Origin of the sequence: Ruminococcoides intestinihominis (assembly GCF_040096285.1) — a bacterium.
GTDB lineage: Bacteria > Bacillota > Clostridia > Oscillospirales > Acutalibacteraceae > Ruminococcoides > Ruminococcoides intestinihominis.
Genome location: NZ_JBBMEY010000011.1, coordinates 17336 through 41649, shown reverse-complemented (window position 1 = coordinate 41649; position 24314 = coordinate 17336). Strand labels below are relative to the sequence as shown.

The 24314-nt window shown below is 34.5% G+C and carries 25 protein-coding genes and 3 tRNA genes; 18 read left to right on the top strand and 10 right to left on the bottom strand.

Annotated features, from left to right (window positions below; genetic code table 11):
• Positions 1–50: 50 nt before the first annotated feature.
• The 9 genes from gyrA to dnaA form a co-directional block, all read right to left on the bottom strand.
• Entirely contained in the window at positions 51–2597 is a 2547-nt protein-coding gene (gyrA, locus tag WMO18_RS04495; RefSeq protein ID WP_248004645.1) for a DNA gyrase subunit A, read from the bottom strand.
• 13 nt (positions 2598–2610) lie between these two features.
• On the bottom strand, positions 2611–4566 hold the full coding sequence (gene gyrB / locus WMO18_RS04490) for a DNA topoisomerase (ATP-hydrolyzing) subunit B (RefSeq protein ID WP_211147262.1): 1956 nt from the start codon (positions 4564–4566) through the stop codon (positions 2611–2613).
• 26 nt (positions 4567–4592) lie between these two features.
• A complete protein-coding gene (locus tag WMO18_RS04485; RefSeq protein WP_022505877.1) occupies positions 4593–4904 on the bottom strand; it encodes an MJ0042-type zinc finger domain-containing protein in 312 nt (103 codons plus the stop codon).
• A 9-nt stretch (positions 4905–4913) separates the two neighbouring features.
• Positions 4914–5480, bottom strand: a complete 567-nt coding sequence (locus WMO18_RS04480; RefSeq protein WP_211147261.1) for a hypothetical protein — start codon at positions 5478–5480, stop codon at positions 4914–4916.
• Between the two features lie 14 nt (positions 5481–5494).
• Positions 5495–5746 (bottom strand): extracellular matrix regulator RemB, encoded by a 252-nt coding sequence (gene remB / locus WMO18_RS04475; RefSeq protein ID WP_022505879.1) that lies wholly within the window; start codon positions 5744–5746, stop codon positions 5495–5497.
• Between the two features lie 2 nt (positions 5747–5748).
• Positions 5749–6852, bottom strand: a complete 1104-nt coding sequence (gene recF, locus WMO18_RS04470; RefSeq protein WP_211147260.1) for a DNA replication/repair protein RecF — start codon at positions 6850–6852, stop codon at positions 5749–5751.
• Complete coding sequence (locus tag WMO18_RS04465) at positions 6849–7067, bottom strand: RNA-binding S4 domain-containing protein (RefSeq protein WP_211147259.1); 219 nt, start codon at positions 7065–7067, stop codon at positions 6849–6851. Before WMO18_RS04465 ends, recF begins: the two co-directional genes overlap by 4 nt.
• Positions 7067–8164 carry a DNA polymerase III subunit beta gene (gene dnaN, locus WMO18_RS04460; RefSeq protein WP_022505882.1) on the bottom strand — a complete coding sequence of 366 codons (1098 nt, stop codon included), beginning with the start codon at positions 8162–8164 and terminating at the stop codon, positions 7067–7069. The genes WMO18_RS04465 and dnaN overlap by 1 nt, the downstream gene beginning before the upstream one ends.
• Before the next feature lie 249 nt (positions 8165–8413).
• A complete protein-coding gene (dnaA, locus tag WMO18_RS04455) occupies positions 8414–9730 on the bottom strand; it encodes a chromosomal replication initiator protein DnaA (protein WP_022505883.1) in 1317 nt (438 codons plus the stop codon).
• Positions 9731–10097: 367 nt separating this feature from the next.
• Between dnaA and rpmH the strand changes: the two genes are divergently transcribed.
• From rpmH to serS, 13 genes are all read left to right on the top strand, one after another.
• Positions 10098–10232 (top strand): 50S ribosomal protein L34, encoded by a 135-nt coding sequence (gene rpmH / locus WMO18_RS04450; RefSeq protein WP_022505884.1) that lies wholly within the window; start codon positions 10098–10100, stop codon positions 10230–10232.
• Between the two features lie 59 nt (positions 10233–10291).
• Entirely contained in the window at positions 10292–10633 is a 342-nt protein-coding gene (gene rnpA, locus WMO18_RS04445; protein WP_022505885.1) for a ribonuclease P protein component, read from the top strand.
• Between the two features lie 3 nt (positions 10634–10636).
• Complete coding sequence (gene yidD / locus WMO18_RS04440) at positions 10637–10882, top strand: membrane protein insertion efficiency factor YidD (protein WP_022505886.1); 246 nt, start codon at positions 10637–10639, stop codon at positions 10880–10882.
• Complete coding sequence (locus WMO18_RS04435) at positions 10879–11808, top strand: YidC/Oxa1 family membrane protein insertase (protein WP_022505887.1); 930 nt, start codon at positions 10879–10881, stop codon at positions 11806–11808. The genes yidD and WMO18_RS04435 overlap by 4 nt, the downstream gene beginning before the upstream one ends.
• Before the next feature lie 20 nt (positions 11809–11828).
• Complete coding sequence (gene jag / locus WMO18_RS04430) at positions 11829–12605, top strand: RNA-binding cell elongation regulator Jag/EloR (protein WP_211147258.1); 777 nt, start codon at positions 11829–11831, stop codon at positions 12603–12605.
• Between the two features lie 63 nt (positions 12606–12668).
• Positions 12669–14030, top strand: a complete 1362-nt coding sequence (mnmE, locus tag WMO18_RS04425; protein ID WP_211147257.1) for a tRNA uridine-5-carboxymethylaminomethyl(34) synthesis GTPase MnmE — start codon at positions 12669–12671, stop codon at positions 14028–14030.
• A gap of 1 nt (position 14031) precedes the next feature.
• Positions 14032–15900 (top strand): tRNA uridine-5-carboxymethylaminomethyl(34) synthesis enzyme MnmG, encoded by a 1869-nt coding sequence (gene mnmG, locus WMO18_RS04420; RefSeq protein WP_211147256.1) that lies wholly within the window; start codon positions 14032–14034, stop codon positions 15898–15900.
• A 1-nt stretch (position 15901) separates the two neighbouring features.
• Positions 15902–16120 (top strand): hypothetical protein, encoded by a 219-nt coding sequence (locus tag WMO18_RS04415; protein WP_022505891.1) that lies wholly within the window; start codon positions 15902–15904, stop codon positions 16118–16120.
• Positions 16117–16824 (top strand): 16S rRNA (guanine(527)-N(7))-methyltransferase RsmG, encoded by a 708-nt coding sequence (gene rsmG / locus WMO18_RS04410; protein WP_211147255.1) that lies wholly within the window; start codon positions 16117–16119, stop codon positions 16822–16824. Before WMO18_RS04415 ends, rsmG begins: the two co-directional genes overlap by 4 nt.
• A 170-nt stretch (positions 16825–16994) precedes the next feature.
• Positions 16995–17840, top strand: coding sequence for a ParB/RepB/Spo0J family partition protein (locus tag WMO18_RS04405; RefSeq protein WP_211147254.1), 846 nt, complete (start codon positions 16995–16997; stop codon positions 17838–17840).
• Between the two features lie 245 nt (positions 17841–18085).
• On the top strand, positions 18086–18859 hold the full coding sequence (locus tag WMO18_RS04400) for a ParA family protein (RefSeq protein ID WP_211147253.1): 774 nt from the start codon (positions 18086–18088) through the stop codon (positions 18857–18859).
• The gene (locus WMO18_RS04395; RefSeq protein WP_022505895.1) at positions 18852–19709 is read left to right on the top strand and encodes a ParB/RepB/Spo0J family partition protein; all 858 of its coding nucleotides are present in this window, start codon (positions 18852–18854) and stop codon (positions 19707–19709) included. The genes WMO18_RS04400 and WMO18_RS04395 overlap by 8 nt, the downstream gene beginning before the upstream one ends.
• An 11-nt stretch (positions 19710–19720) precedes the next feature.
• A complete protein-coding gene (serS, locus tag WMO18_RS04390; protein ID WP_211147252.1) occupies positions 19721–21007 on the top strand; it encodes a serine--tRNA ligase in 1287 nt (428 codons plus the stop codon).
• Between the two features lie 88 nt (positions 21008–21095).
• On the opposite strand, the gene WMO18_RS04385 is transcribed toward serS, so the two are convergent.
• On the bottom strand, positions 21096–21572 hold the full coding sequence (locus WMO18_RS04385) for a hypothetical protein (protein WP_211147251.1): 477 nt from the start codon (positions 21570–21572) through the stop codon (positions 21096–21098).
• Between the two features lie 169 nt (positions 21573–21741).
• Between WMO18_RS04385 and guaB the strand changes: the two genes are divergently transcribed.
• From guaB to WMO18_RS04360, 5 genes are all read left to right on the top strand, one after another.
• Positions 21742–23211: an IMP dehydrogenase gene (gene guaB / locus WMO18_RS04380; RefSeq protein WP_367286381.1), complete on the top strand. Its 1470-nt coding sequence runs from the start codon at positions 21742–21744 to the stop codon at positions 23209–23211.
• 57 nt (positions 23212–23268) lie between these two features.
• Positions 23269–23766: a SprT-like domain-containing protein gene (locus WMO18_RS04375; protein ID WP_211147249.1), complete on the top strand. Its 498-nt coding sequence runs from the start codon at positions 23269–23271 to the stop codon at positions 23764–23766.
• A 210-nt stretch (positions 23767–23976) separates the two neighbouring features.
• A tRNA-Met gene (locus WMO18_RS04370) sits at positions 23977–24053 on the top strand.
• 4 nt (positions 24054–24057) lie between these two features.
• Positions 24058–24132 (top strand) — tRNA-Glu (locus WMO18_RS04365).
• 6 nt (positions 24133–24138) lie between these two features.
• Positions 24139–24226: transfer RNA gene (locus WMO18_RS04360), tRNA-Leu, on the top strand.
• Positions 24227–24314: the final 88 nt, after the last annotated feature.

The window sequence follows — 24314 nt, the reverse complement described above, 5'->3', positions numbered from 1 at the left end:
TCTTTTTACATAAAAACGAGGTGACTAAAAAGCCACCTCGTTTATTTTAATTATTCTTCTGTATTCTCTGTGTTCTCATTATTTTCTACTGTATCGGTAGTTTCTGAATTTTCAGTTGATTCTTCATTATCAACTTTTTCAGCTTCTTCTTCATTTTCGTGAGGTGTTGTAGCAATAGTAACAACCTTATCATCCTCACCGATTCTCATAAGAGTAACACCCTTACTTGGTCTGTTACAAATTCTTACAGAAGAAGTTTCAATTCTAATAACAATACCTGACTGAGAAATCATAATAATATCATCATCAAGGTTAACAGACTGTAGTACAGCAACCTTACCGTACTTATCTGTGTGGTAGTTGGTTAGACCTTTACCACCTCTTGACTGTACTCTGTAGTCAGTAGCCTTAGAAATTCTACCGTAACCCTTTTCGGAAACAGTTAGAATCATATCATCATCTTGGGCAACACACATACCTACAATTTGGTCATCTTCAGCAAGTTTCATAGCCTTAACACCACGAGCCTGACGACCCATTGCACGAATATCGTTTTCGTTAAATCTGATTGCCATACCCTTTTCGGTAGCAACAATAATATTGTCGTTACCCTCAGTCATTCTAACCCAAGCAAGTTCATCACCCTCATTAAGTTCAAGGGCAATCAAACCACCTTTACGGGCAGTATTATAAGCAGAAAGTTCAATTCTCTTGATAATACCTTGCTTTGTAACCATAACAAGATACTTGTCATCTTCCATATTATCAACTTTAATCATAGAAGTAACTTTTTCATCTTGGTCAATAGGAAGTAGGTTAGCAATATTCATACCCTTACTCTGACGAGAACCTTCAGGAATTTCGTAACACTTAATTTTATAAACCTTACCCTTATCGGTAAAGAACAAGATTAAATCGTGAGAATTTACAACAAACATTTCCTTTGCCACATCTTCTTCTCTGCGTGACATACCGGAAACACCTCTACCACCACGATTTTGAATCTTATAAGTATCGGCAGGAATTCTCTTAATATAACCAAACTGTGTTAAAGTAACAACACAATCTTCAACAGGAATAAGGTCCTCAATATCTACTTCACCTGATACTGCACAGATTTCTGTTCTTCTCTGGTCAGCATATTTATTACGAACTGCAATAGTTTCTTCTTCTACAATCTTTAACTGTCTTTCCTTGTGTACAAGAATATCCTCTAAATCATCAATCTTTAGATGTAGTTCATTTAGTTCATTTTCAATCTTGTTTCTTTCAAGATTTGTTAACTGACCTAAACGCATTGCAACAATAGCCTGAGCCTGTACATCATCAAGACCAAATTTTTCACACAAATTAACCTTAGCAGTTGCCTGATCCTTAGACTCTCTGATAACCTTGATAACTTCATCAATATTATCTTGAGCAATCTTTAAACCTTCCAGAATATGACATCTTTCTTTAGCTTTCTTTAGGTCAAATTCTGTTCTTCTTACAATAACTTCAACCTGGAAGTCAATGTAATGTTGCAACATTTCCTTTAGTGTAAGAATCTTAGGTTCACCGTTAACAATAGCAAGGTTGATTACACCAAAAGTAGTTTGTAACTGAGTATTCTTAAATAATAAATTAAGTACAACTTGAGGAGAGGCATCTCTCTTAATATCAATTTCAATATGCATACCATTTCTGTCAGAATGGTCTTCAATGTTGGAGATACCTTCAATTCTCTTATCTCTAACCATATCGGCAATAGTTTCAATAAGTCTTGCCTTATTAACCTGATATGGAAGTTCACTAACAATAATCTTAAATCTACCGTTCTTCTGTTCTTCAATTTCTGTTTTTGCTCTAAGAACAATCTTGCCTCTACCTGTAGCATAAGCAGCTCTGATACCACTTCTACCCATAATAATACCACCGGTAGGGAAGTCAGGTCCCGGAAGACATTCCATTAGGTCTGCAACTTCAGCATCTGGATTGTCAATTAATAGGCACATTGCATCTACTACTTCACCTAGATTATGAGGTGGAATATTAGTAGCCATACCTACGGCAATACCTGATGAACCGTTAACAAGTAGATTAGGAAATTTAGCAGGAAGAACAGTAGGTTCTTCAAGTCTGTCATCATAGTTAGGCATAAAGTCAACAGTATTCTTATCAATATCTGTAAGCATTTCTGTTGAAATTTTGCTCATTCTTGCTTCTGTATATCTGTAAGCAGCAGGAGGGTCACCGTCAACAGAACCAAAGTTACCATGACCGTCAACAAGCATATATCTCATTGAGAAAGTTTGTGCAAGTCTTACAAGTGCATCATAAACAGATGCGTCACCATGTGGGTGATAAGAACCAAGCACTGCACCAACAGTATCGGCACACTTATGGTATGGTTTGTTAGGTTCAAGTCCTTTTTCGTGCATTGTATATAAAATTCTTCTGTGTACAGGCTTTAGGCCATCTCTTACATCAGGAAGTGCACGGGATACAATAACTGACATTGAATAGTCAAGAAATGACTTTCTCATTTCTCTGTCAATATCTACTTCAATGGTTTTTGCTTCCGGCATTGAAATTTCATTATCTTTATTATCAGCCATTTTCTATCCCTCCTTAAATATCTAGATTTTCTACGAAACGAGCATTCTGCTCAATAAAATCTCTTCTTGGTTCAACCTTTTCACCCATTAGCATTGAGAATGTTTCATCAGCCTGTTCGGCATCATGAAGTTCAACTCTAAGCATTGTTCTTGTTTTAGGGTTCATTGTTGTTTCCCATAACTGTTCAGGGTCCATTTCACCAAGACCTTTGTATCGCTGAATTTCAGTTTTACCTTCAATTTCAGCAAGCATTGCATCTCTCTCTTGGTCAGAGAAAGCATATTTATGTTTTTTGCCTTTGGTAATTCTATATAGAGGAGGCTGTGCAATATACACATGACCTTCTTCAATTAATGGTCGCATAAAACGGAAGAAGAAAGTTAGTAGCAAAGTTCTGATATGAGAACCATCAACATCGGCATCGGCCATAATAATAACCTTGTCATAACGCAACTTTGAAATATCAAAGTCATCCTTGATACCTGTACCAAGCGCCAAAATAACAGGTGTTAACTTATCATTGCCATAAACCTTGTCTTCTCTAACCTTTTCTACATTTAGCATTTTACCCCAAAGAGGGAGGATAGCCTGAATTTTTCTATCTCTGCCTTCCTTAGCAGAACCACCGGCAGAGTCACCTTCGACGATATATATTTCAGTTTCACTTGAGTCTTTACTTTGACAATCAGCAAGTTTACCGGGAAGTCTTGCACCGTCAAGGGCTGACTTTCTTCTTACATTTTCTCTTGCTCTTTGTGCTGCAATTCTTGCAGTAAAGGACATCATAGCCTTATCAAAAATAATCTTACCAATGGCAGGATTTTCTTCAAGATACTGAGAAAGTTTTTCTTTTACCAGTTTATAAACCATTGAACGAACTTCAGTATTACCTAGTTTTGCCTTAGTCTGTCCTTCAAATTCAGCTTCTGTCAACTTAACAGAAATAATTGCAAACAGACCTTCTTCATAGTCACTATACTTTAGGTCACTGTCTTTTTCTTTTAGCTTATTAAATCTTCTGCCGTAGTCATTCATAACCTTAGTTAATGATCTACGGAAACCTTCTTCATGAGTACCACCGTCAATAGTGTGAATATTATTTGCAAAAGAACGAACATCAGAAGTGATTGCATCAGTATACTGCATAGCAATTTCTACTGACATTGTCTGGTCCTCATTTTCTGCTTCAAAATAAATAATCTCATCATGTAGAGGATTGATTTCTTTAGTTTTACTCTTCTTTTCACGAATAAAGTTTACGAATGACTTTACGCCACCTTCATAACAATATTCATTTGAGATAATATTTTCAGGATCTCTTTCATCCCTTAATTCAATTCTAACACCTGCATTTAGAAATGCTTGTTCACGAAGTCTTTTTTCAAGAATTTCATATTTATAAACTGTAGTATCGGTAAACATAACGGGGTCAGGCTTAAAGGTAACTTCAGTACCCTTTTCTGTTCCATGACCTATAACCTCAAGGTCATTCATTATTTTACCACGCTCATAACGCTGAAAATAAATATCTTTACCGTCACAAACTTTAACTTCCAAATATTCAGAAAGTGCGTTTACAACAGATGCACCAACACCGTGAAGACCACCGGAAACCTTGTAGCCACCACCACCAAATTTACCACCGGCATGAAGAACAGTAAATACAACGGTAACAGCAGGTAAACCCATCTTCTGATTGATACCAACAGGAATACCACGACCATTATCCTTAACTTTGATAATGTTACCGGGTAAAATTGATACTTCAATCTTTGTACAGTAACCTGCCAAAGCTTCATCTATTGAATTATCTACAATTTCATAAACAAGATGATGAAGACCTTGTTCACCGGTTGAGCCTATGTACATACCAGGTCTTTTACGAACAGCTTCCAGTCCTTCAAGTACCTGTATTTCGTCAGCACCATATTCATTTTCTACTTTTGCTAATTCATTTATATTATCCAAGATAATTCCTCCAAAAAGACCACAAATTACTTTTTATAATCTTCTTTCTTATATTTAACGAAAAATGACCTCATTAAAAGTGCAATAACTATTATTATTATTGTCACAATAAACATAGGAATAACACTTCTTACACCAATTACGGACATCATAAAAATATTTACCAAAATAGCCAGTAGAACTGCCATTGTCATAAGCAACACCAATCCACCGTTTTTCTTTACTACAAAAACTTTTTTGCAGTTATGACACTTTACTTTTTCGTTATTGTATTGTTTTTTTATTTCATCACTAGTATATATTGCCTTGCAATATGGACAGGTAGGTTTTTTAAACATAACTTTGCCTTACTTTCTATCGTTTAAGTTAAAAGCCGCAGTTTTGTCTTTGAATAAATTTCTAGATATTGTATCTGATTCTACCTTATGTTCATCATCTTCAATGAAAGCCTTAGTTCTTGCTTGTTCTTCCTCAGTAATGATTTTTCTTTTTGCCTTAATTTGATTAAACACATCTGTATTGATTACAGGACCACTCTGTTCAAATTCACTGTCTGTAATAGGTGGCAAAATCTCAGGCTTGATAAATTTCTGTTGTTGACTGACAAATTCTCTATACTTTTTCAGTGGTCTCAGTCTTATAAAGAATGGCACAAAAATATAGAAAATAAGGAAAGGTATCATTACAAGAAAAAACATAAATGGACTTTTTGTTGCAGTTTTCATAATAACAATAGTCATTATAATTGCAGCTACCATAAAGGTTAGGATAAAAGCAAGCCATATCTTCTTGTTAATATAAATATTGCTTTCTTTCTTGCATCTACTGCACTTGTATTCACCTTTTGATTTGTTCATAAAAGCTGAAGAATAAGACATTCTTCTTCCACAATAAGGACACTTTGCTAATTTCATAACAATACTTCCTTTCAAAAATTACTCTTTCTCTTCATTAGAGTTTGGCTACTAATCTGGCTAACATAAACTTTTATCTCATTATTTTCATTACACACAACAAAGCTCTTTGGTAATTCCATAGAAACATTGATTACTCTTTTATTTTTTGTTGCATTGGATAAATAGTCTTTGGTCCACTTTGAAATAGTGGATGTATCCATATCAAAAATCCCAATTATACTGTCTGTTCTAACAACTGTATTTTCACCTAAATGTAGATACATAACTATTCCTCTGTAATTCTTCCTTGATTTACGACAAAAAGCTTACCGTCTTGAAGTTGCTTTTTGTCGTTATGTTCACAACAAGTTATAAAAACTTGATAGCCATCTATTTTATTAAGCAAATAATCTTGTCTTTTTGAGTCAAGTTCTGACAAAACATCATCAAGTAACAGTACAGGTTTTTCCTCCAAAATTTCACTTAAAACTGTAGCCTCAGAAAGTTTTAAGGAAAGTACTGCACTTCTCTGTTGACCTTGACTGCCAAAATTCTTTGCTTTCATTCCATTAATTAAAATATTTATATCATCTCTGTGAGGACCGACTGTTGTGTAGCCGTTATAGAGATCATCCTTTAGTTTATTATTAAGTTCAGCTAAGAACTTTTCTTTAATTTCTTCCAGGTTATCCACATTTATCTCTTTAATTGTGGAAACATATTCAATATCAAGAGTTTCTCTGTCATTAGAAATACCTGAATGAAAGAACTTTGCATTTTCTTTTAGCTTCTCTGCATACTTGATTCTTTCTGCAATTATATATGCACCGAAAGATGCAAGGTTTTCATTCCAAATTTCTAAAGTAACCTGTAGTTTAGGATGTTTGTTTATATCTTTTAGTAGGGCATTTCTTTGGTTTAAGATTTGATTGTACTTAGAAAAATATTTTGCATACTTAAGTTTTTGCTGACACAAAGCACCATCAAGAAACTTTCTTCTTATTCCCGGACCTGCCTTTACAAGTGATAAATGTTCAGGGGAGAACACCACACAAGAAAATTTTTCTATTAATGAAGCACCGCTTTTTTTCTTTACGCCGTTAATAAAAACTTCCTTTTTGTTACCTGTATAGCGAATTTCTGCATTTTGTTCTCTGTCTTGACTTGTAAATTCAAGTTTTATTTTTGCAAATTTTTCATTGAAATTTATCAGTTCCTTCTCGGCAGAACCTCTAAATGAGTGACCACCACAGAAAAGCCAGATACATTCAAGTAAATTTGTTTTACCTTGAGCATTTTCTCCAAAGATAACATTGGTATTTTTGTCAGTAAAAATCTTATTTTTTTCTAAATTTCTAAAGTTTTCAAATTCTAAAGAATTTACTCTCAAGACTGTCTTACCTCTAAAGTATCATCATCAAGAGTAACTATGTCACCGTTACGAATTTTTTTGCCTCTCATTGTGCAAATTTCTCCATTAACTGTAACATAACCGTCTTGAATTAAGATTTTTGCTTGTCCACCGGTTTCAACCAGTCCTGCAAACTTTAACAAATCCTGAAGTTTAATAAATTCTGTATCTATAAAAATTATTTGTTTTTCCATTATGATATTCTCATTGGTACGACTAGATATAGGAAGTCGTCACTTTTAACCGGTTTAATAATCATAGGTGAAAGTCCACCATTTAAGATTAGTCTAATTTCGTCTGTTTCGCAATTTTTAATTGCATCTAGTAAATATCTGTTGTTAAAGCCAATTTCAACATCATCACCTGAAATAGTAGTTCTGATACTGTCGTTAGCCTTACCCATAGATGTTTTACAAGTTAATTTAATTTCATCACTGCTAAATTCACATTTAACAGGTGAAGGAATCTTTTCGCTGGCAAGAAGACTCATTCTTTCTACTGCTGAGCTGATTTCTCTGGTATTTACAACTGCTTCGGTTGCAGTACCTGTTGGAATAGTTGAATTATAGTCAATAAACTGACCTTCAATTAATCTGGAAATTACATAGAATGAACCGACTTTAAACAAAGTGTGTCTTTGACCGATTACAATTTCTACATTTTCTTCTTCATCAGTAATAAGTTTTAGTACTTCACTTTGAGTTTTCTTAGGAATTACAAAGCTGTTTTCTGAGTCACTGTCAATTTGTTCCTTGCGAATAGCCATTCTGTAACCATCAATTGCAACAATAGTCATAATTTTGTCTTTGATTTCAAACAAAGAACCTGTATAAATTGGTTTTGATGTGTTATCAGAAACTGCGTATATAGTTTGGCGAATCATATCCTTTAGGATACCACCGTTAATAACAATCTTATCTGTTTCTTCAAACTTAGGTAAATCAGGATATTCGGCAGCTGATAAACCAACAATTTGATAAGATGCATTACCACTGGTAATATAAGTAACCATTCTTTCATCAGTTTCGATAGTTACAACTTCTTCAGGTAACTTTCTGATAATGTCACCGAATAGCTTAGCAGAAACTACAATTTCACCTTCAGTATCAATTTGAACTTCAAGGTCAGTTGTAATTCCGATTTCAAGATCGTAACCTGACAAATTTAGGTTACTGTCATATGCTTTTATTAATATACCTTCTAGGGAAGGTGTAGATGCTTTAGTTGCTACTGCTCTTTGAACACAAGTAACAGCATTGCTTAAATCTGTTCTTGAACAAGTAAATTTCATTTTCGTACCTTTCTTCCGTTTTTGCAGATTTTCCGTTTTAAATGAATTGATATGTAAATTAAAATAGTAGTAGTATTAGAGTGTGTGCATTTGTAGAAAAACTCACAGTAGATTAGTTATCATCACATTTTTAACTCCTCACAGAAAATGTTGATAATTTTTAGGAATGTTGATAACTTTTCAAAATTCTAAAGTTTTTAACATTATGTGAATCTATGTGATGTTAATGTGTAAGGAAATGTGGAAAACTTATCTGTCTCTAATGTTCTTAATAATGTCCTCAACAGACTCTTTTATATCATTATTTGTCTTCATATCTTTCTCAATATGTTCTGTTGCATACAGTACAGATGAGTAGTGCATACCACCAAATTCTTTACCAACTTCTACAGCAGTTAAGTTAGTGATATTTCTTGCTATGTAGATTGCAATATGTCTTGCTTGGCTTAAATCGGCTCTACGGCTCTTTGATTTTTTTATTTCATCAGGACTAAATCCATAGTTTCTGGCTACTTCTTCAATAATCTTTTCTACTGTCAGTTCAGGTGGTGTGTCATCATTAAGAATATCACTGATTCCTTCTTTTACTACTGATAAAGATGGTTCTTCACCTGAAAGAAGAATTTTAGCCTTTAGCTTCTTTACAACACCTTCAAGCTGACGGATATTTGTTTTTAGGTTTTTAGCAATATATTCACAAACATCATCACTTAGGTTAATACCAAGAATTTCAGACTTTCTCTTTACAATAGCAATTCTTGTTTCAATATCAGGTGGCTGAATATCAGCAAGTAAACCTGACTCAAAACGGGAACGAAGTCTCTCTTCCAAAGTCTTAATTTCCCTTGGAGGTCTATCTGATGTAAGAACAATCTGTTTATTAGCTTCATAAAGAGCATTAAATGTATGGAAAAATTCTTCCTGAGTCTGTTCCTTACCACCGATAAACTGAATATCGTCCACCAAAAGAACATCAGCGTTTCTGTATTTGTTTCTAAGTCCTGAAGTTGAACCTTTTCTGATAGCCTCAACAAGTTCGTTAGTAAAATCATCACCCTTAACATATACTATATTAGTTTCAGGATGATTTTTCTTTATTTCATTACTAATGGCACAAAGCAAGTGAGTTTTTCCAAGACCACTGTGACCATAAAGAAAAAGAGGATTATAAGCACCGGCTGGGTTTTGAGCAACTGCAATTGAAGCAGCATGAGCAAATTTATTGGATGAACCTACAATGAAAGTATCAAATGTAAAGTCATATCCTGTTTCAGCTGTTGACTTCTGTTCTTTTTCTTGAATGTTATTAACTTCTTGTGGAACTTGAAAAACAATTTGAAAATGAGTTCCAAAAACACTATCAAATGCATCATTTAAAAGTGGAATATAACATTTCTGGAGTGTTTGTCTGTGAAAATCATTTGGAACTAAAAGAGTAACTTCTCCCTTATCAAAGTCAAGACCTACCGGTTCAATCTTTTTAATCCAAACATCATATGCAAAAGTAGTTGTGTTGTTTTTACAATATTCACATATAATATTCCACGCCTCATTAAACGAATCCATTTTTTCACTTCCTTAGTTGTACTATAGTATAAATTATTTGTATCAAATAAAAAAGGGCAAAATCCCACCCATACAAATTCACTATGTATTATAACAAAAATCAAATAAATTTGCAACAAATAATTTCTGTATTATGTATGTATATATTACTATTATAAAATATATACCGGATTATTTATTTTTTAGGTCATATAGGTAGTATTTAAAATCCGGGTTAATACTATATGTGGTGGGTTTCACACTTATTTTTGAGTTTAAAGAAAATTTTAATGAAAAAAAAGAAAATTTTTGTTGACTGTTATTGCAAAATAATATATAATTCTATATTGCAAGGTAATGTATTTAAATCCGAAAGGAGGGTTTCCTAATGTTGAGAACATATCAGCCTAAGAAGCTTCATAGAAAGAAAGAACATGGCTTTAGAAAAAGAATGGCAACTAAGAATGGCCGTAAAGTTTTAGCAAGAAGAAGAGCTAAAGGTAGAAAGCAGTTGTCTTACTAAAATAAGGGCCACTTTATTACAAAGTGGTCTTTCTTTTATTTTATCAAAAGGGGAACACTATGGGAAAAAATGTTACTTTAAAAGAGAACAGGGATTTTCTCAGACTTTATCGTAAGGGTAAATGTTATGTTAGTTCTTCCCTTGTAACCTATGTTCTAAAAAACAGAAGTAATGAAAAAAGGTACGGAATAACAACCAGTAAGAAAATTGGTAAGGCTGTGCAGAGAAACAGAGCAAGACGAGTTATCAGAGCTTCTCTTTATGATCTGTACAGTGATATTATTCCGGGTTATGACATTGTCTTTGTAGCTAGGGGTAAGACTCCTTATGTAAAAAGTGATGTTGTAAAGAAAGAAATGACTGATCATCTGAAAAAAGCGAAGGTTTTGAGGACTGCGTAAATAATGAAAAAGATTTTTATAGCAGTTATTAAGTTTTATAAAAAATGCATTTCTCCATTAACCAGTTCAAAGTGTAAGTACTATCCCACTTGTTCTTCATATGGATTAGAGGCTATCTCTGTACATGGTGCATTTAAAGGTGGTTTAATGACAGTCTGGAGAATTTTAAGATGTAATCCTTTCTCCAAAGGGGGATATGACCCTGTACCACCAAAGAAAGAGAAAATAAAGAGGAGAAATCCAAAATGATGGCAATATTTAACTTCTTCGGAAGTATATTCGGTTATGTTTTGTGGCCTATCTTCTATGTTGTACAAAACTACGGCATAGCAATTATCATTTTCGCAATTTTAGCTAAAATTGTTCTTTTTCCATTTTCAATCAAGCAACAGAAGGCTATGGCCAACAATGCTAGACTTCAGAAAAAGCAAAAAGAAATTCAAGAAAAATATAAAAATAATAAAGTGAAAGCAAATGAGGAGATGCAAAAGCTATATCAGAAAGAGGGAGTTAACCCTTCTTCCGGTTGCTTAACCAGTATCGTACCTATGCTTGTTATGCTAGGTATCTTCTACAGTATTTCTTCTCCTCTTACAAATACATTGCATCTAAATGCAGATCTTGTAAATTCTACAGTTACATATGCACAGCATATTCCCGGTATGCCTCTACATAGTGGTGTAAATACATATTATCAGCAGATTGAAGTTCTAAATAACTTTGGTGCTGTAATTAATACAGATTTTGTTCATAACTGTTTTACACAAGCAGAAATAAGCCATATTGAAATGTTAGCTAATGGTTTTGACCTATTCCCGGGTAGTGGAATTAGTATGCTACAAGTACCATCAACATATGGTTTCTTCGGTTCATTCTATACAATTATTCCTGTTTTGTGTTTTGTTTCATCAGTTGTAACTCAGATTCTAACAATGAAGCTAAACGGTACACAGATGCAGGGTTGTATGATGGCAATGATGTTAGCAATGCCACTATTCTCAGCTTATATCGCTTATTCTGTACCTGCAGCCGTAGGTTTCTACTGGATTTGTTCTACTCTACTAGGTTTAGTACAGTCTATTGTTATGCACAAGTTCTACAACCCGGTTACAATGATTGCAAATCAAGAAGCAAGACATGTTGCTTTGCTTGAACAGAATGAAAGAAAATTGTAATTATTTCAGAAGGTGAAAAAGTGATTAAGGAAGCTATTGGTGTTGGCGAATCCATTGAAATCGCCCTTCAAAATGCCTACAATGAACTTGGCATTGACTCCACAACTGAAGGTGTGGACTTTGAAGTTGTACAGCAACCTGAAAAGAAAAAGCTAGGTCTTTTTGGTGGTAAGGATGCTAAAGTTAAGGTAACATTTAAAGAAAAAGAGTCACCTGCAAAGGTAGCTACAGATTATCTAAGAAATATTTTAAATGCACTTGGTTTAACTGAAATTGAAATGACAGTTAAAGAAGATGAAGACGGTGCTGAAATCAACCTTGAAGGTGAAGGTATCGGTTATGTAATCGGCAGAAGAGGTGACACTCTAAATGCTCTACAGTACCTAACAGGTTTAGTTGCAAATCATGTAGAGAATAACTATTACAGAATTTCAATTAACACAGGTAATTATAGAGAAAAGAGAGAAAAAACTCTTGAAATTCTAGGTAGAAAACTTGCTTTTAAGGCATCAAAAACAGGTGCAAAAACAGCCCTTGAACCAATGAATCCATATGAAAGAAGAATCATTCATACTGCAGTTCAAAAGGTTAGAGGTGCTACATCTTGGAGTGAAGGTGAGAATATGAACCGTCATGTTGTTATCGGTCCTGACCCTGATGCTCGTCCAAGATATGACAGAAGAAATAACAATAATAATAGAGGCAGACGTGGTGGTTATAACAGAAGTGGTGAAAGCACAACAAGCACACCAACCAGAGAGCCAATCAACGAAGGTAGCCTTTACGGAAAATTATAATTGATTACTAATGATAGAGGCGATTTTTATCGTCTCTATTTTTTTATATAAGGAAGGGATTTTATGAGTACTATTGCAGCAATTTCTACTGCCCAAGGACAAGGTGGAATTGGTGTAATCAGAGTAAGTGGTGAACAGGCATTTACTATTGTAGATAAAATTTTTAAGTCGGTCAGTGGCAAAAAAATTATGGAAATTAAGGGCTATACTGCTCTTTTCGGACATATATATAATAATGAAGAAGTCCTTGATGAGGCAGTTGTACTAAAGTATGTTGCACCAAAAAGTTTCACCGGTGAAAATGTAGTTGAAATTTCTTGCCATGGTGGTATGTATATTACTAAAGAAGTTCTAAATGCAGTTATTATGGCAGGTGCATCCTTAGCTGAACCGGGAGAATTTACAAAGAGAGCATACCTTAACGGTAAGATGGACTTAACAGAAGCTGAGTCAGTTATGGATATTATATCTGCTAAGTCAAAAAGTGCAGCAAGGGCTGCTTTGTTTGTTAAGGATGGTGCTTTGTTTAAGAAAAGTCAACAGGTAAAGCAGTTGCTACTTGATAAAGCTGCTCACCTTTCAGCATGGGCAGACTATCCGGAGGAGGATATTCCGGAAGTATCTGAGGACTCTATTATGGAGGCAATAGAAGAAAGTATTTCTATTCTTGAGAAACTACTTTCAACCTATGATATGGGACAAGTAGTAAAAGAGGGAATAGACACAGTTATTGCCGGTAGGCCTAATGCCGGTAAATCAACCTTGATGAATTTACTTGTAGGCAGAGAAAAGTCAATTGTAACCAACATTGCCGGTACAACAAGGGATGTAGTTGAGGATACAGTTTTAGTTGGTAATGTAATGCTAAAACTTTCTGATACTGCCGGTATTCGTGATACAGACAATGAAATTGAAAAGATAGGTGTACAAAAAACCTTTGATAAAATCAACGGTGCAGGTTTAGTAATTGCACTGTTTGATAATAATGAAGAACTTAATAGCGAGGATATTGACCTTATTAATAAAATTAAGGATATGCCTTGTATTGCCGTAATCAACAAAATTGATTTGGAAGATAAGGTTGACAAAAAGTATATTACAGATAATATAGAAAATGTAGTTTATATATCAGCTAAACAACAGGATAATATTGATGAACTGAAGAATATGATTGAAAAAATAGCCGGAACTGAGGACTTTGACCCTAGTGCTGGTATTATTGCCAATGAAAGACAAAGAAATGCAATTAGAAATGCAGTAAACAGTCTTTATGAAGCAAAAGAAAGTTTAGCAATGGGTATGACTATGGATGCTATTACTGTTTCTTTACAAGAAACTATTGATTATTTATTAGAATTAACCGGAGAAAAGGCAGGAGAAGAAATTGTGGATTCAGTATTCCATAATTTCTGTGTAGGTAAGTAATATGGGATATAATGCAGGTAATTTTGATGTAGCAGTTATTGGTGCAGGTCATGCCGGAATTGAGGCAGCACTTGCATCTGCTAGACTAGGATGTAAAACAATAATTTTCACAATTAACAATGATGCAGTTGGTAACTGCCCTTGTAATCCATCAATTGGTGGTACTGCAAAGGGACATTTAGTAAGAGAAATTGATGCCCTTGGTGGTGAAATGGGTAAGACTGCTGATGAGTGTTTCTTGCAGATGAGAATGTTAAACAGAGGCAAAGGTCCGGCAGTACATTCTCTAAGAGCGCAAATTGACAGAAGAAAATATGCAGATACTATGAAGCATAAAATTGAACTTCAAGAAAACCTTATTCTTCGTCAAGCTGAAATCACTGAACTTGACAGAGATGAAGATGGCACTTGGAAACTAACAACCAGAATGGATGCAATTTTTACTGCAAAAGCTGTAGTTATTGCTACAGGTACTTATTTAGGTGGTAGGATTTTTGTAGGTGAAACTTCTTACGAAAGTGGACCTGACGGTATTTTTCCGGCAAAATTCTTAGGTGCAAGTCTAAAAAATCTTGGTTTAAAGTTAAGAAGATTTAAGACGGGTACACCGGCAAGAGTACTTAAAAGTTCTATTGATTTTTCTGACCTTGAAGTACAAGAGGGTGATGTACCACCTGTACCATTTAGTTATGATACTGAAAGTCTAGGTGATAATAAGGTAGTATGCCATATTTCTTGGACTAATGAAAAGACTAAGGAAATTATTTTAAATAATATTCAGAGAAGTCCTCTGTATGCTGGTAAAATTGAGGGTGTAGGCCCTAGATATTGCCCAAGTATTGAAGATAAGATTGTTCGATTTAGTAATAAGCAAAGACATCAGCTATTTATTGAGCCTTGTGGCCTTGAAACTGAAGAAATGTACTTGCAAGGTATGAGTTCATCATTACCTGAAGAAGTACAGACAGAATTCTACCATAGTATTAAAGGTCTTGAAAATGTAGTTATTATGCGTCCTGCTTATGCTATTGAATATGATTGTATTGACCCAACACAGATGGATAATACACTTGAGTTTAGAGATTTTTCAGGACTATATGGTGCAGGTCAATTTAACGGTAGTAGTGGCTATGAAGAGGCTGCTGCTCAAGGTTTAATTGCCGGTATTAATGCTGCACTAAAGGTACAGGGAAGAGAACCATTTATTCTTGATAGAGCATCATCATATATTGGTACTTTGGTTGATGATTTAGTTACTAAGGGTTGTAACGAACCATATAGAATGATGACTTCCAGAAGTGAATACAGACTTATACTTCGTCAAGATAATGCCGATGTAAGACTCACACCACTTGGTAGAGAAATCGGTCTTATTACTGATGAAAGATGGAATAAGTATCTACATAAGCAAGAACTTAAGAAAGAAGAGTACAAGCGTATTAAAAATACTGTTCTTTCTCCAACTGATGAGTTAAATAACATACTTGTTTCACGTGAAACATCTGAAATAACTACAGGTGTTAGAATGATTGACCTACTAAAAAGACCTCAGCTAAATTATGATTGTTTAACTGAAGTTGATAAGGATAGACCTGATATTGACCATAATATTTTTGAACAAGTTGAAATTGAGATAAAATATGAGGGTTACATTAAGAAACAACTTGAACAAGTTGAAAAAATGCGTAAGTTAGAGAAGAAGCTACTACCAAAAGATGTTGATTATAAGACAGTTACAGGTTTAAGATTAGAGGCACAAGAAAAGTTGAACAATGTTAAGCCTGATAATATTGGTCAAGCATCAAGAATCAGTGGTGTTTCACCGGCAGATATTAGTGTACTACTTATTTGGCTAGCTCAAAGAGGTTAATATGGATAGAGAAATTATAAATCTTGATGATATTGAAGAAAAGGTTACTCACGAAAGATATAACAGGCCTACACCAAATGGTGGGGACTACTCTGAAATATTCTATATGGATGACAACGGTAACTATGTAGATAAAAAGGTAGCTACCAAAGCTGTTATTTATGAATGTAAAAATGATGGTACAGCTATTAACAGAACTTTTATGGAGAAAAGAAAATGATAGAAACTCTGATAAATGCTCTTGCAAAAGAAAATGTTGCGTTAAACGACACTCAAACAAGCCAATTTAAAAAGTATTATCAGTTGATTATAGAGTGGAATGAAAAAATGAATCTTACTGCAATAACTGAACCAACAGAAGTTGCAATTAAGCACTTTTATGATAGTATCACTTTTCTTTTCCACACAGATATAAAAGAATGTGGAAAAGTAATTGATGTTGGTACAGGTGCAGGTTTTCCCGGTATACCTCTAAAAATTATGAGACCTGACATTCAATTAACCTTGCTAGACAGCCTTAATAAAAGACTTATATTTTTGCAAGAAGTTTGCGATAATATAGGTATTGATGCTGAGATTATTCATAAAAGAGCAGAAGAAGGTGGCAGAGATAAGAATTTAAGAGAAAAATACGATATTGCCACATCTCGTGCAGTTGCCAATATGAATACACTTTCAGAATATCTAATGCCTTTCGTCAAGGTAAAAGGAAAAATGGTTGCTATGAAAGGCAAAAACGGTGCTGAGGAACTTGAAAATGCAAAAGGTGCAATTAAAACTCTTAACGGTGAAATTGTAAAGTGTGATGAATTCTTATTACCAAACGGTGATGAAAGAACTATCATTGTGGTTAATAAAAAGTCACATACACCAATGCAGTATCCAAGACAAGGTGGCAAAATAAAGAACAATCCACTTAAATAAAGTTATTAACATTCTTATTAACTAATGTTAGTAAGAATGTTTTTTATTATCCGACAAATTAATATATATAGTTACAAAACAAAATTTTTTATTCGGTGCTAAAACGACAAGGTTTTTATATAGAATGGTGTATTATATAGTCACAGGGAAAACAAAGGAATGATTAAGAAATGAAATTGCTGACAAAATACAATAAGAAAGTTATTGAAATACCGGCAAGAAAAATCAGACCTAATAAAACTCAGCCTAGACAAGACTTTTATGAAGAGGACTTGCGTTCACTTTCTCAGTCAATCTCTAACAATGGTTTATTGCAACCATTGACAGTTCGTAAACTTAAAAATGATGAGTATGAACTGATATCAGGGGAGAGAAGACTAAGAGCAAGTGTAATGGCAGGGTTTACAAAGATTCCTTGTATAGTAATGAAGTGTTCTGACAAAGATTCAGCTATATTTGCATTGATTGAAAATCTCCAAAGAAAAGATTTAGGAATGTTTGAAGAAGCTCGTGGTATTAACCGTTTGATTAGAAAATATGGCATAACTCAGGAACAAGCTGCAATACAACTTGGCAAAAAGCAATCTACTGTTGCCAATAAGCTAAGGTTACTTAGACTTTCATATGATGAACAGGACTGGATAGTACAAGCCGGTTTGACTGAAAGGCACGCAAGAGCTTTGCTAAAAATTCAGAATGAGGACAGTAGAAAGGAAGTACTGTCACATATTATTGCAGAAAACCTAAATGTAAAAGAAACAGAAAAGTACATTTCTTCATTACTTGATAATAAAAAGGTACAACCTTTACATAATAATAATGATAAAAAGATTGTGGTTAAGGATGTACGAATATTTGTCAATACCATAAGTCGAGCAGTAGATACTATGCGTATGTCGGGAATTGACGCAGTTAGTAACAAGGAAGAAACTGAGGACTATATAGAATATACAGTGAAAATTCCCAAAGAAACTGCACTAGAGAAATCTAGATGCCTAAAAATGCTTTCCTCTTAGGATGGAGAAATTTATTTCTTTATCCGATCCACTCATACCCATTTCCTTATCTGAACCCCTTGCCAAAGGTCACACAGTAATGTGTGGCCTTTTGGCGTTATGTTTCACGTGAAACAATAATAGTGTGAAACAGAGAAAAATCTGAAAATATATAATAGAAATCACAGTAAATACTTTAATTTTAACTATAGGTATGGTATAATTTAAGGGTACGAAAGAATATTATGAATTTTTAAGGTGAAAAAATGACAAAAGTAATTGCAGTTGCAAACCAAAAGGGTGGTGTAGGCAAGACTACCACTGCAGTAAATTTAGCTGCATCCCTTGGTTTATATAATAAAAAAGTATTACTAATTGATGTTGACCCTCAAGGAAATTCAACAAGTGGACTAGGTATTGACAGAAGAAATGTTAAGAACAGTACATATACAATTTTAACAGATAGAATACCGGCAGAAGAATGTATAGTTGAAACAGAGTTTCAAGGTCTTTCACTTTTACCAAGTGATATTAACCTTGCCGGTGCTGAGCTTGAAATTGCCGATTATCCACACAGAGAGTCAATTCTAAAGAATTCTGTAGTGTCTATTAAACAAGAATTTGACTATATTATAATTGACTGCCCACCATCTCTTGGTGTTATCACAACTAACGCTCTAACTATGGCAGATACAATTTTAGTGCCAATTCAATGCGAATATTATGCACTTGAAGGTTTAAGTCAGCTAATGGCTACAGTTAGAAGAGTAAAAAGAATTTACAACCCACACCTTGATATTGAGGGTGTGTTGCTTACAATGTATGACGGAAGACTTAATTTGACGCAACAAGTAGTAGCTGAGGTAAAGAAGTTCTTTCCTAAGAAAGTATTTGCTACAGTTATTCCTAGAGGTGTTAGATTATCAGAAGCACCTTCCTTTGGTATGCCTTGTTATTATTTTGATAAGAAATGTAAAGGTACTGAGGCTTACCTTTCTCTTGCGACAGAAATTATAAAGAAGGAGAAAAGTAATGGCTAAAAAAAGTGGACTAGGCAAGGGTTTGTCGGCAATCTTTATGGAAAATGAAAGTGAAGACCAGAACAACACTGTAACACTTAATATTTCTGAGATTGAGCCTAACAAAGACCAACCAAGAATGGACTTTGATGATGAATCTTTAGCTGAACTTGCTGAAAGCATCAGTAAGCATGGTATCTTACAACCACTACTAGTAAGACCACTACTTTATGGTGGTTATCAGATTGTAGCCGGTGAAAGAAGATACAGAGCATCACGAATGGCCGGTTTAACAGAAGTACCGGTTGTTATTAGAGAACTTGATGACAAAGAAACAATGGAAATTGCCCTTATTGAGAACTTACAGAGAGAAAACCTAACTCCTGTAGAAGAAGCTAAGGGTTACAAAACATTGATGGATACTTATGGCTTTACACAAGAACAAGTTTCTGAGTCTGTAGGGAAGAGTCGATCGGCAGTTGCTAACTCGTTACGACTACTTAACCTGCCGGAAGAAGTACTTATCTTACTTGCTGACGGTAGAATTTCCAGTGGTCATGCAAGAGCATTACTATCCCTAGAAAATGTAGCTGATATGATTACTATTTCCCAAGAAATACTTGATAAGGACTTATCAGTTAGACAAACAGAAAAGATTACTCAGAATCTAAAGAAAGAAAAAAAAGAACCACCAAAGAAAGAAGAAAAGCCAAACTTCTTTAAAGAAGTAGAACTTGCACTAAATGAAAACTTAGGCAGAAAAGTCTCTGTTTCTAAAAAGAGTAAAGGCAAGGGTGGTACTATTACACTTGAATTTTACAGTCAAGATGACTTGATTGAAATTGCAAATAAATTAGAGGTTAAGGAATAAGGAGAACAAAAATGATTGATATTAAATTTCTAAGAGAAAACCCGGATGTTGTAAAACAGAATATTAAGAATAAGTTTCAGGACAGCAAACTTCCACTTGTTGACGAAGTAATTGAATTTGACAAGAAGTCAAGAGCAGTTAAGCAAGAAGCTGACCAGCTAAGAGCTAACAGAAACAAGTTTAGTAAGCAGATTGGTGCTTTATATGGTCAGGGCAAGAAAGAAGAAGCTGAAGAAATGAAGAAGCTTGTTACTGAACAGGGTGACAGACTAGCTGAACTTGAAAAGCAAGAAGCTGAACTACAGGAAGAAGTAACAAGCAGAATGATGGTTATTCCTAACATTATTGATAAGTCAGTTCCTATCGGTAAAGATGATAGCGAAAATGTAGAAGTTCAGCGTTATGGCGAACCTAAAGTACCTGATTTTGAAGTACCATATCACACAGATATTATGGAAAGATTTGATGGTATTGACCTAGATTCTGCTCGTAGAGTTGCAGGTAACGGTTTCTACTATTTAATGGGTGATATTGCAAGACTTCATAGTGCAGTTATCTCTTATGCAAGAGATTTTATGATTAACAGAGGCTTTACTTACTGTGTACCACCATTTATGATTCGTTCAGATGTTGTTACAGGTGTTATGAGCTTTGCTGAAATGGATGCTATGATGTACAAAATCGAAGGTGAAGACTTATATCTAATCGGTACATCAGAACATTCAATGATTGGTAAGTTCAAAGACCAAATGCTAAAGGAAGAAGACCTACCTTATACACTAACTTCATATTCACCATGTTTCCGTAAAGAAAAGGGTGCTCATGGTATTGAAGAAAGAGGTGTATATCGTATTCATCAGTTTGAAAAGCAGGAAATGATTGTTGTATGTAAGCCTGAAGATAGTATGGAATGGTACGATAAACTATGGCAGAATACTGTTGATTTATTCCGTTCAATGGATATTCCTGTTAGAACATTGGAATGTTGTTCAGGTGACTTAGCAGACCTTAAGGTTAAGTCTGTTGATGTTGAAGCATGGTCACCAAGACAGAAGAAGTACTTTGAAGTTGGTTCTTGCTCAACTTTAGGTGATGCTCAGGCTAGAAGACTAAAGATTAGAGTATCAGGTAAAGATGGTAAGTACTTTGCACATACACTAAACAACACAGTTGTTGCACCTCCAAGAATGTTAATTGCATTCCTAGAAAACAACTTAAATGAAGATGGTTCTGTAAATATTCCTGAAGCACTTCGTCCATATATGGGTGGTATGGATAAAATAGTCCCAAAGAAATAATGATAATAAAAATGCCTATCCTTTCGGATAGGCATTCTTAATAACTATAAATAGTTTTCCTTATTAAATTCTCAAAATGATGAAAACTTTAGCTGTTTGAAAGTATCTTTTTAACCTTAGTTTTCTTAGTGTAGTTGTTGGAAAGTTTATAGAACTTTCTTCTTTGCTTTTCCATTTTGTTGATAGCTTTTCTAACTTTGCGATTTTTACAGAATTCATATTCATCACGAATAAGTCTTTCTGCATCATAGTAAGCATACCTTTTCTTAGGTTTAGCATCAACCAAAGTGAATTCTTCAATAAAGTTCTTTAGAAACTGCTTTCCGGTATAGTTTTCATCTTCAAATAGGGTAGTAATTTGTTCATCACAAATTTCCATTTGATTGCGAAGAAGGTTTCTGACTTCAAGAATTTGATTACGCACTTCTTCTGTGTTGTTGTCAATTTTAGTAGTCAATAAGCTAAGCTCTGTAAACTTAATTTTATAAATTTTTTCAATTATATTTATAATAGAAATAATGTTATTTTCAACACTTGTTGGTAGTTTAATTTCCTTGTTTTTCAAAAGTGTTCACCTCACAAATACTTTACTTATAATATATCATACTACGGTATATTTTTCAACAAAATAACAGGGAAAATGTTGAAAATTATCTTGAATTTACAGGGTATTAATGGTATAATAATTGTCAATAAATAAAATAGGTAAGTATATATTTAGGAGGAAATGAGCCATGATTAATGAAGAAAAAGTTGTTAAAGAAGCACTCACTTTTGATGATGTACTTCTAATTCCTGGTAAGTCAGATGTAGAACCTAAAGATGTCAACATCTCTACTCATCTTACTAAGAAAATAAAGCTAAACACACCACTTATGACTGCTGCTATGGATACAGTTACTGAATCTGAAATGGCAATTGCTATTGCTCGTGAAGGTGGTATCGGTATTATCCATAAGAATATGTCTATCGAAGCACAAGCTGATATGGTTGACAGAGTTAAGCGTTCAGAAAACGGTGTTATCACAAATCCTTTCTATCTATCACCTGAAAAGACAGTTGCAGAAGCTGATGAACTTATGGGTAAGTTCAAGATCTCAGGTGTTCCAATTTGTGAAAATGGAAAGTTTGTTGGTATTATTACTAACAGAGATATGGCATTCTTAAGTGAAGAAGATTTTAAGCAACCAATCTCAGAAGTTATGACTAAGGAAAACCTAATCACTGCTCCTGTTGGTACAACACTTCAAGAAGCTAAAGAACTACTAAAGAAACATAAAGTAGAGAAACTTCCTCTTATTGATGAAAAGGGCAACCTAGGTGGTCTTATCACAATTAAGGATATTGAAAAGTCAATTCAGTATCCAAACTCATCAAGAGATGAAAAGGGTAGACTACTATGTGGTGCTGCTATCGGTGCTACTCCTGATGTACTTGACAGAGTAGAAGCACTTGTAAAGGCAGGTGCTGATGTACTTGTTCTTGACTCTGCTCACGGTCACAACAGTAACATTGTTAAGAGTGTTGCTAAGGTTAAGGCTGCTTATCCTGATGTTCAGCTTATTGCCGGTAATGTTGCAACTGCTGAAGCTACTCACGACCTAATTGAAGCCGGTGCTGATGCTGTTAAGGTTGGTATTGGCCCGGGTTCTATCTGTACAACAAGAGTTGTTGCAGGTATCGGTGTACCTCAGGTTACTGCAATCTTTGATGCTGCAAGAGAAGCTGAAAAGTATGGTGTGCCTATTATTGCTGATGGTGGTATTAAGTACAGTGGTGACATTGTTAAGGCTCTTGCTGCCGGTGGTTCAGTAGTAATGGTTGGTTCACTTGTTGCCGGTTGTAAAGAATCTCCTGGTGAAACAGAAATTTATCAGGGCAGACAGTTCAAGGTTTACCGTGGTATGGGTTCACTTGCTGCAATGGGCAAGGGTTCCTCAGATAGATACTTCCAGGGTGGTAACAAGAAGCTTGTTCCTGAAGGTGTTGAAGGTAGAGTACCTTACAAGGGACCTTTAGCAGATACAGTATTCCAGATGATAGGTGGTATCAGAGCCGGTATGGGTTATACAGGTTGTGCTACAATCACAGACCTACACGAAAAGGCTAAGTTCTGTAAGATTTCAGGTGCAGGTCTAAAGGAAAGTCATCCACATGACATTCAGATCACTAAGGAAGCTCCTAACTATAGCTTTAATGTATAATTAATAATTTTGATTTTAAACAGGGTTCTCACTTGAGAACCCTGTACTTATATTATTATGGAAAATAAACTTATATATTTATATAGCCTTTATGAATTAGTAAGGGCAGATATGGACAAAATAAAGATACCATATACTAAGAATGTACCGATAAAAATAAATCCTAGAGCAAAGAGAATGCATGGTTGTTGTAGAAAGGTCAATGGTAACTTTGTAATAGAAATATCTGACTTTCTTTTAAATTATTCAAAAAAAGAGATAATGAACACAATTGCCCATGAATTAATACACACCTGTTATGGTTGCTTCAATCATGGTAAAAGGTTTAAATACTATTGTGATAAGATAAATCAGCTTGGTTACAATGTTACAACCACATATAAAGGGAAAGAGGTAACACAAATTCAAAACGAAGCAAAGTACCTTGTTATGTGTGAAAACTGTAACACCAAAATGTATAGAATGAAAAAGTCAAAATTAATCACAAATTCTCAGCTTTATAGGTGTTCAAAGTGTAAAGGAAAGCTAAGGGTATATAAAATTATAAAAAAATAAAAAAAGTTTCAAAAAACACTTGCAATTCTCATTTTTATATAGTATAATAACATTCGTCTTAGAGAGGAAATAAGACGAAAAGACGCTTTTGAAGTCTTTACTAAAAGAAATAAGAAATTTTTTTGTAAAAATTCTTAAAAAAGTATTGACAAATACGAACTTTTAGTTTATAATTATTTACGCTGACTTCCAAAAGAAAGCGCAAAATACGGCGGAATAGCTCAGCTGGCTAGAGCATTCGGTTCATACCCGAAGTGTCGTAGGTTCAAGTCCTATTTCCGCTACCAATATGGCCCGGTGGTCAAGCGGTTAAGACACCGCCCTTTCACGGCGGTAACACGGGTTCGATTCCCGTCCGGGTCACCAAAATTCGCTGGTGTGGTGGAATAGGCAGACACAAGGGACTTAAAATCCCTCGGACTAATAATCCGTACCGGTTCAAGTCCGGTCACCAGCACCAAATGCTGGGACTACCTTGTGTAACATCAGCATATCGGTTTAGACACCTTTTAGGTGTCTTTTTTCTTTTGTTATTTTTTCACTAGACT

Excerpts from the sequence above, each read along its gene's own strand:
- gyrA (WP_248004645.1), bottom strand. The coding sequence starts at position 2,597 with ATGGCTGATAATAAAGATAATGAAATTTCAATGCCGGAAGCAAAAACC.
- WMO18_RS04485 (WP_022505877.1), bottom strand. The coding sequence starts at position 4,904 with ATGTTTAAAAAACCTACCTGTCCATATTGCAAGGCAATATATACTAGT.
- WMO18_RS04480 (WP_211147261.1), bottom strand. The coding sequence starts at position 5,480 with ATGAAATTAGCAAAGTGTCCTTATTGTGGAAGAAGAATGTCTTATTCT.
- remB (WP_022505879.1), bottom strand. The coding sequence starts at position 5,746 with ATGTATCTACATTTAGGTGAAAATACAGTTGTTAGAACAGACAGTATA.
- WMO18_RS04465 (WP_211147259.1), bottom strand. The coding sequence starts at position 7,067 with ATGGAAAAACAAATAATTTTTATAGATACAGAATTTATTAAACTTCAG.
- dnaN (WP_022505882.1), bottom strand. The coding sequence starts at position 8,164 with ATGAAATTTACTTGTTCAAGAACAGATTTAAGCAATGCTGTTACTTGT.
- dnaA (WP_022505883.1), bottom strand. The coding sequence starts at position 9,730 with ATGGATTCGTTTAATGAGGCGTGGAATATTATATGTGAATATTGTAAA.
- rpmH (WP_022505884.1), top strand. The coding sequence starts at position 10,098 with ATGTTGAGAACATATCAGCCTAAGAAGCTTCATAGAAAGAAAGAACAT.
- rnpA (WP_022505885.1), top strand. The coding sequence starts at position 10,292 with ATGGGAAAAAATGTTACTTTAAAAGAGAACAGGGATTTTCTCAGACTT.
- yidD (WP_022505886.1), top strand. The coding sequence starts at position 10,637 with ATGAAAAAGATTTTTATAGCAGTTATTAAGTTTTATAAAAAATGCATT.
- WMO18_RS04435 (WP_022505887.1), top strand. The coding sequence starts at position 10,879 with ATGATGGCAATATTTAACTTCTTCGGAAGTATATTCGGTTATGTTTTG.
- mnmE (WP_211147257.1), top strand. The coding sequence starts at position 12,669 with ATGAGTACTATTGCAGCAATTTCTACTGCCCAAGGACAAGGTGGAATT.
- mnmG (WP_211147256.1), top strand. The coding sequence starts at position 14,032 with ATGGGATATAATGCAGGTAATTTTGATGTAGCAGTTATTGGTGCAGGT.
- WMO18_RS04415 (WP_022505891.1), top strand. The coding sequence starts at position 15,902 with ATGGATAGAGAAATTATAAATCTTGATGATATTGAAGAAAAGGTTACT.
- rsmG (WP_211147255.1), top strand. The coding sequence starts at position 16,117 with ATGATAGAAACTCTGATAAATGCTCTTGCAAAAGAAAATGTTGCGTTA.
- WMO18_RS04405 (WP_211147254.1), top strand. The coding sequence starts at position 16,995 with ATGAAATTGCTGACAAAATACAATAAGAAAGTTATTGAAATACCGGCA.
- WMO18_RS04400 (WP_211147253.1), top strand. The coding sequence starts at position 18,086 with ATGACAAAAGTAATTGCAGTTGCAAACCAAAAGGGTGGTGTAGGCAAG.
- WMO18_RS04395 (WP_022505895.1), top strand. The coding sequence starts at position 18,852 with ATGGCTAAAAAAAGTGGACTAGGCAAGGGTTTGTCGGCAATCTTTATG.
- serS (WP_211147252.1), top strand. The coding sequence starts at position 19,721 with ATGATTGATATTAAATTTCTAAGAGAAAACCCGGATGTTGTAAAACAG.
- guaB (WP_367286381.1), top strand. The coding sequence starts at position 21,742 with ATGATTAATGAAGAAAAAGTTGTTAAAGAAGCACTCACTTTTGATGAT.
- WMO18_RS04375 (WP_211147249.1), top strand. The coding sequence starts at position 23,269 with ATGGAAAATAAACTTATATATTTATATAGCCTTTATGAATTAGTAAGG.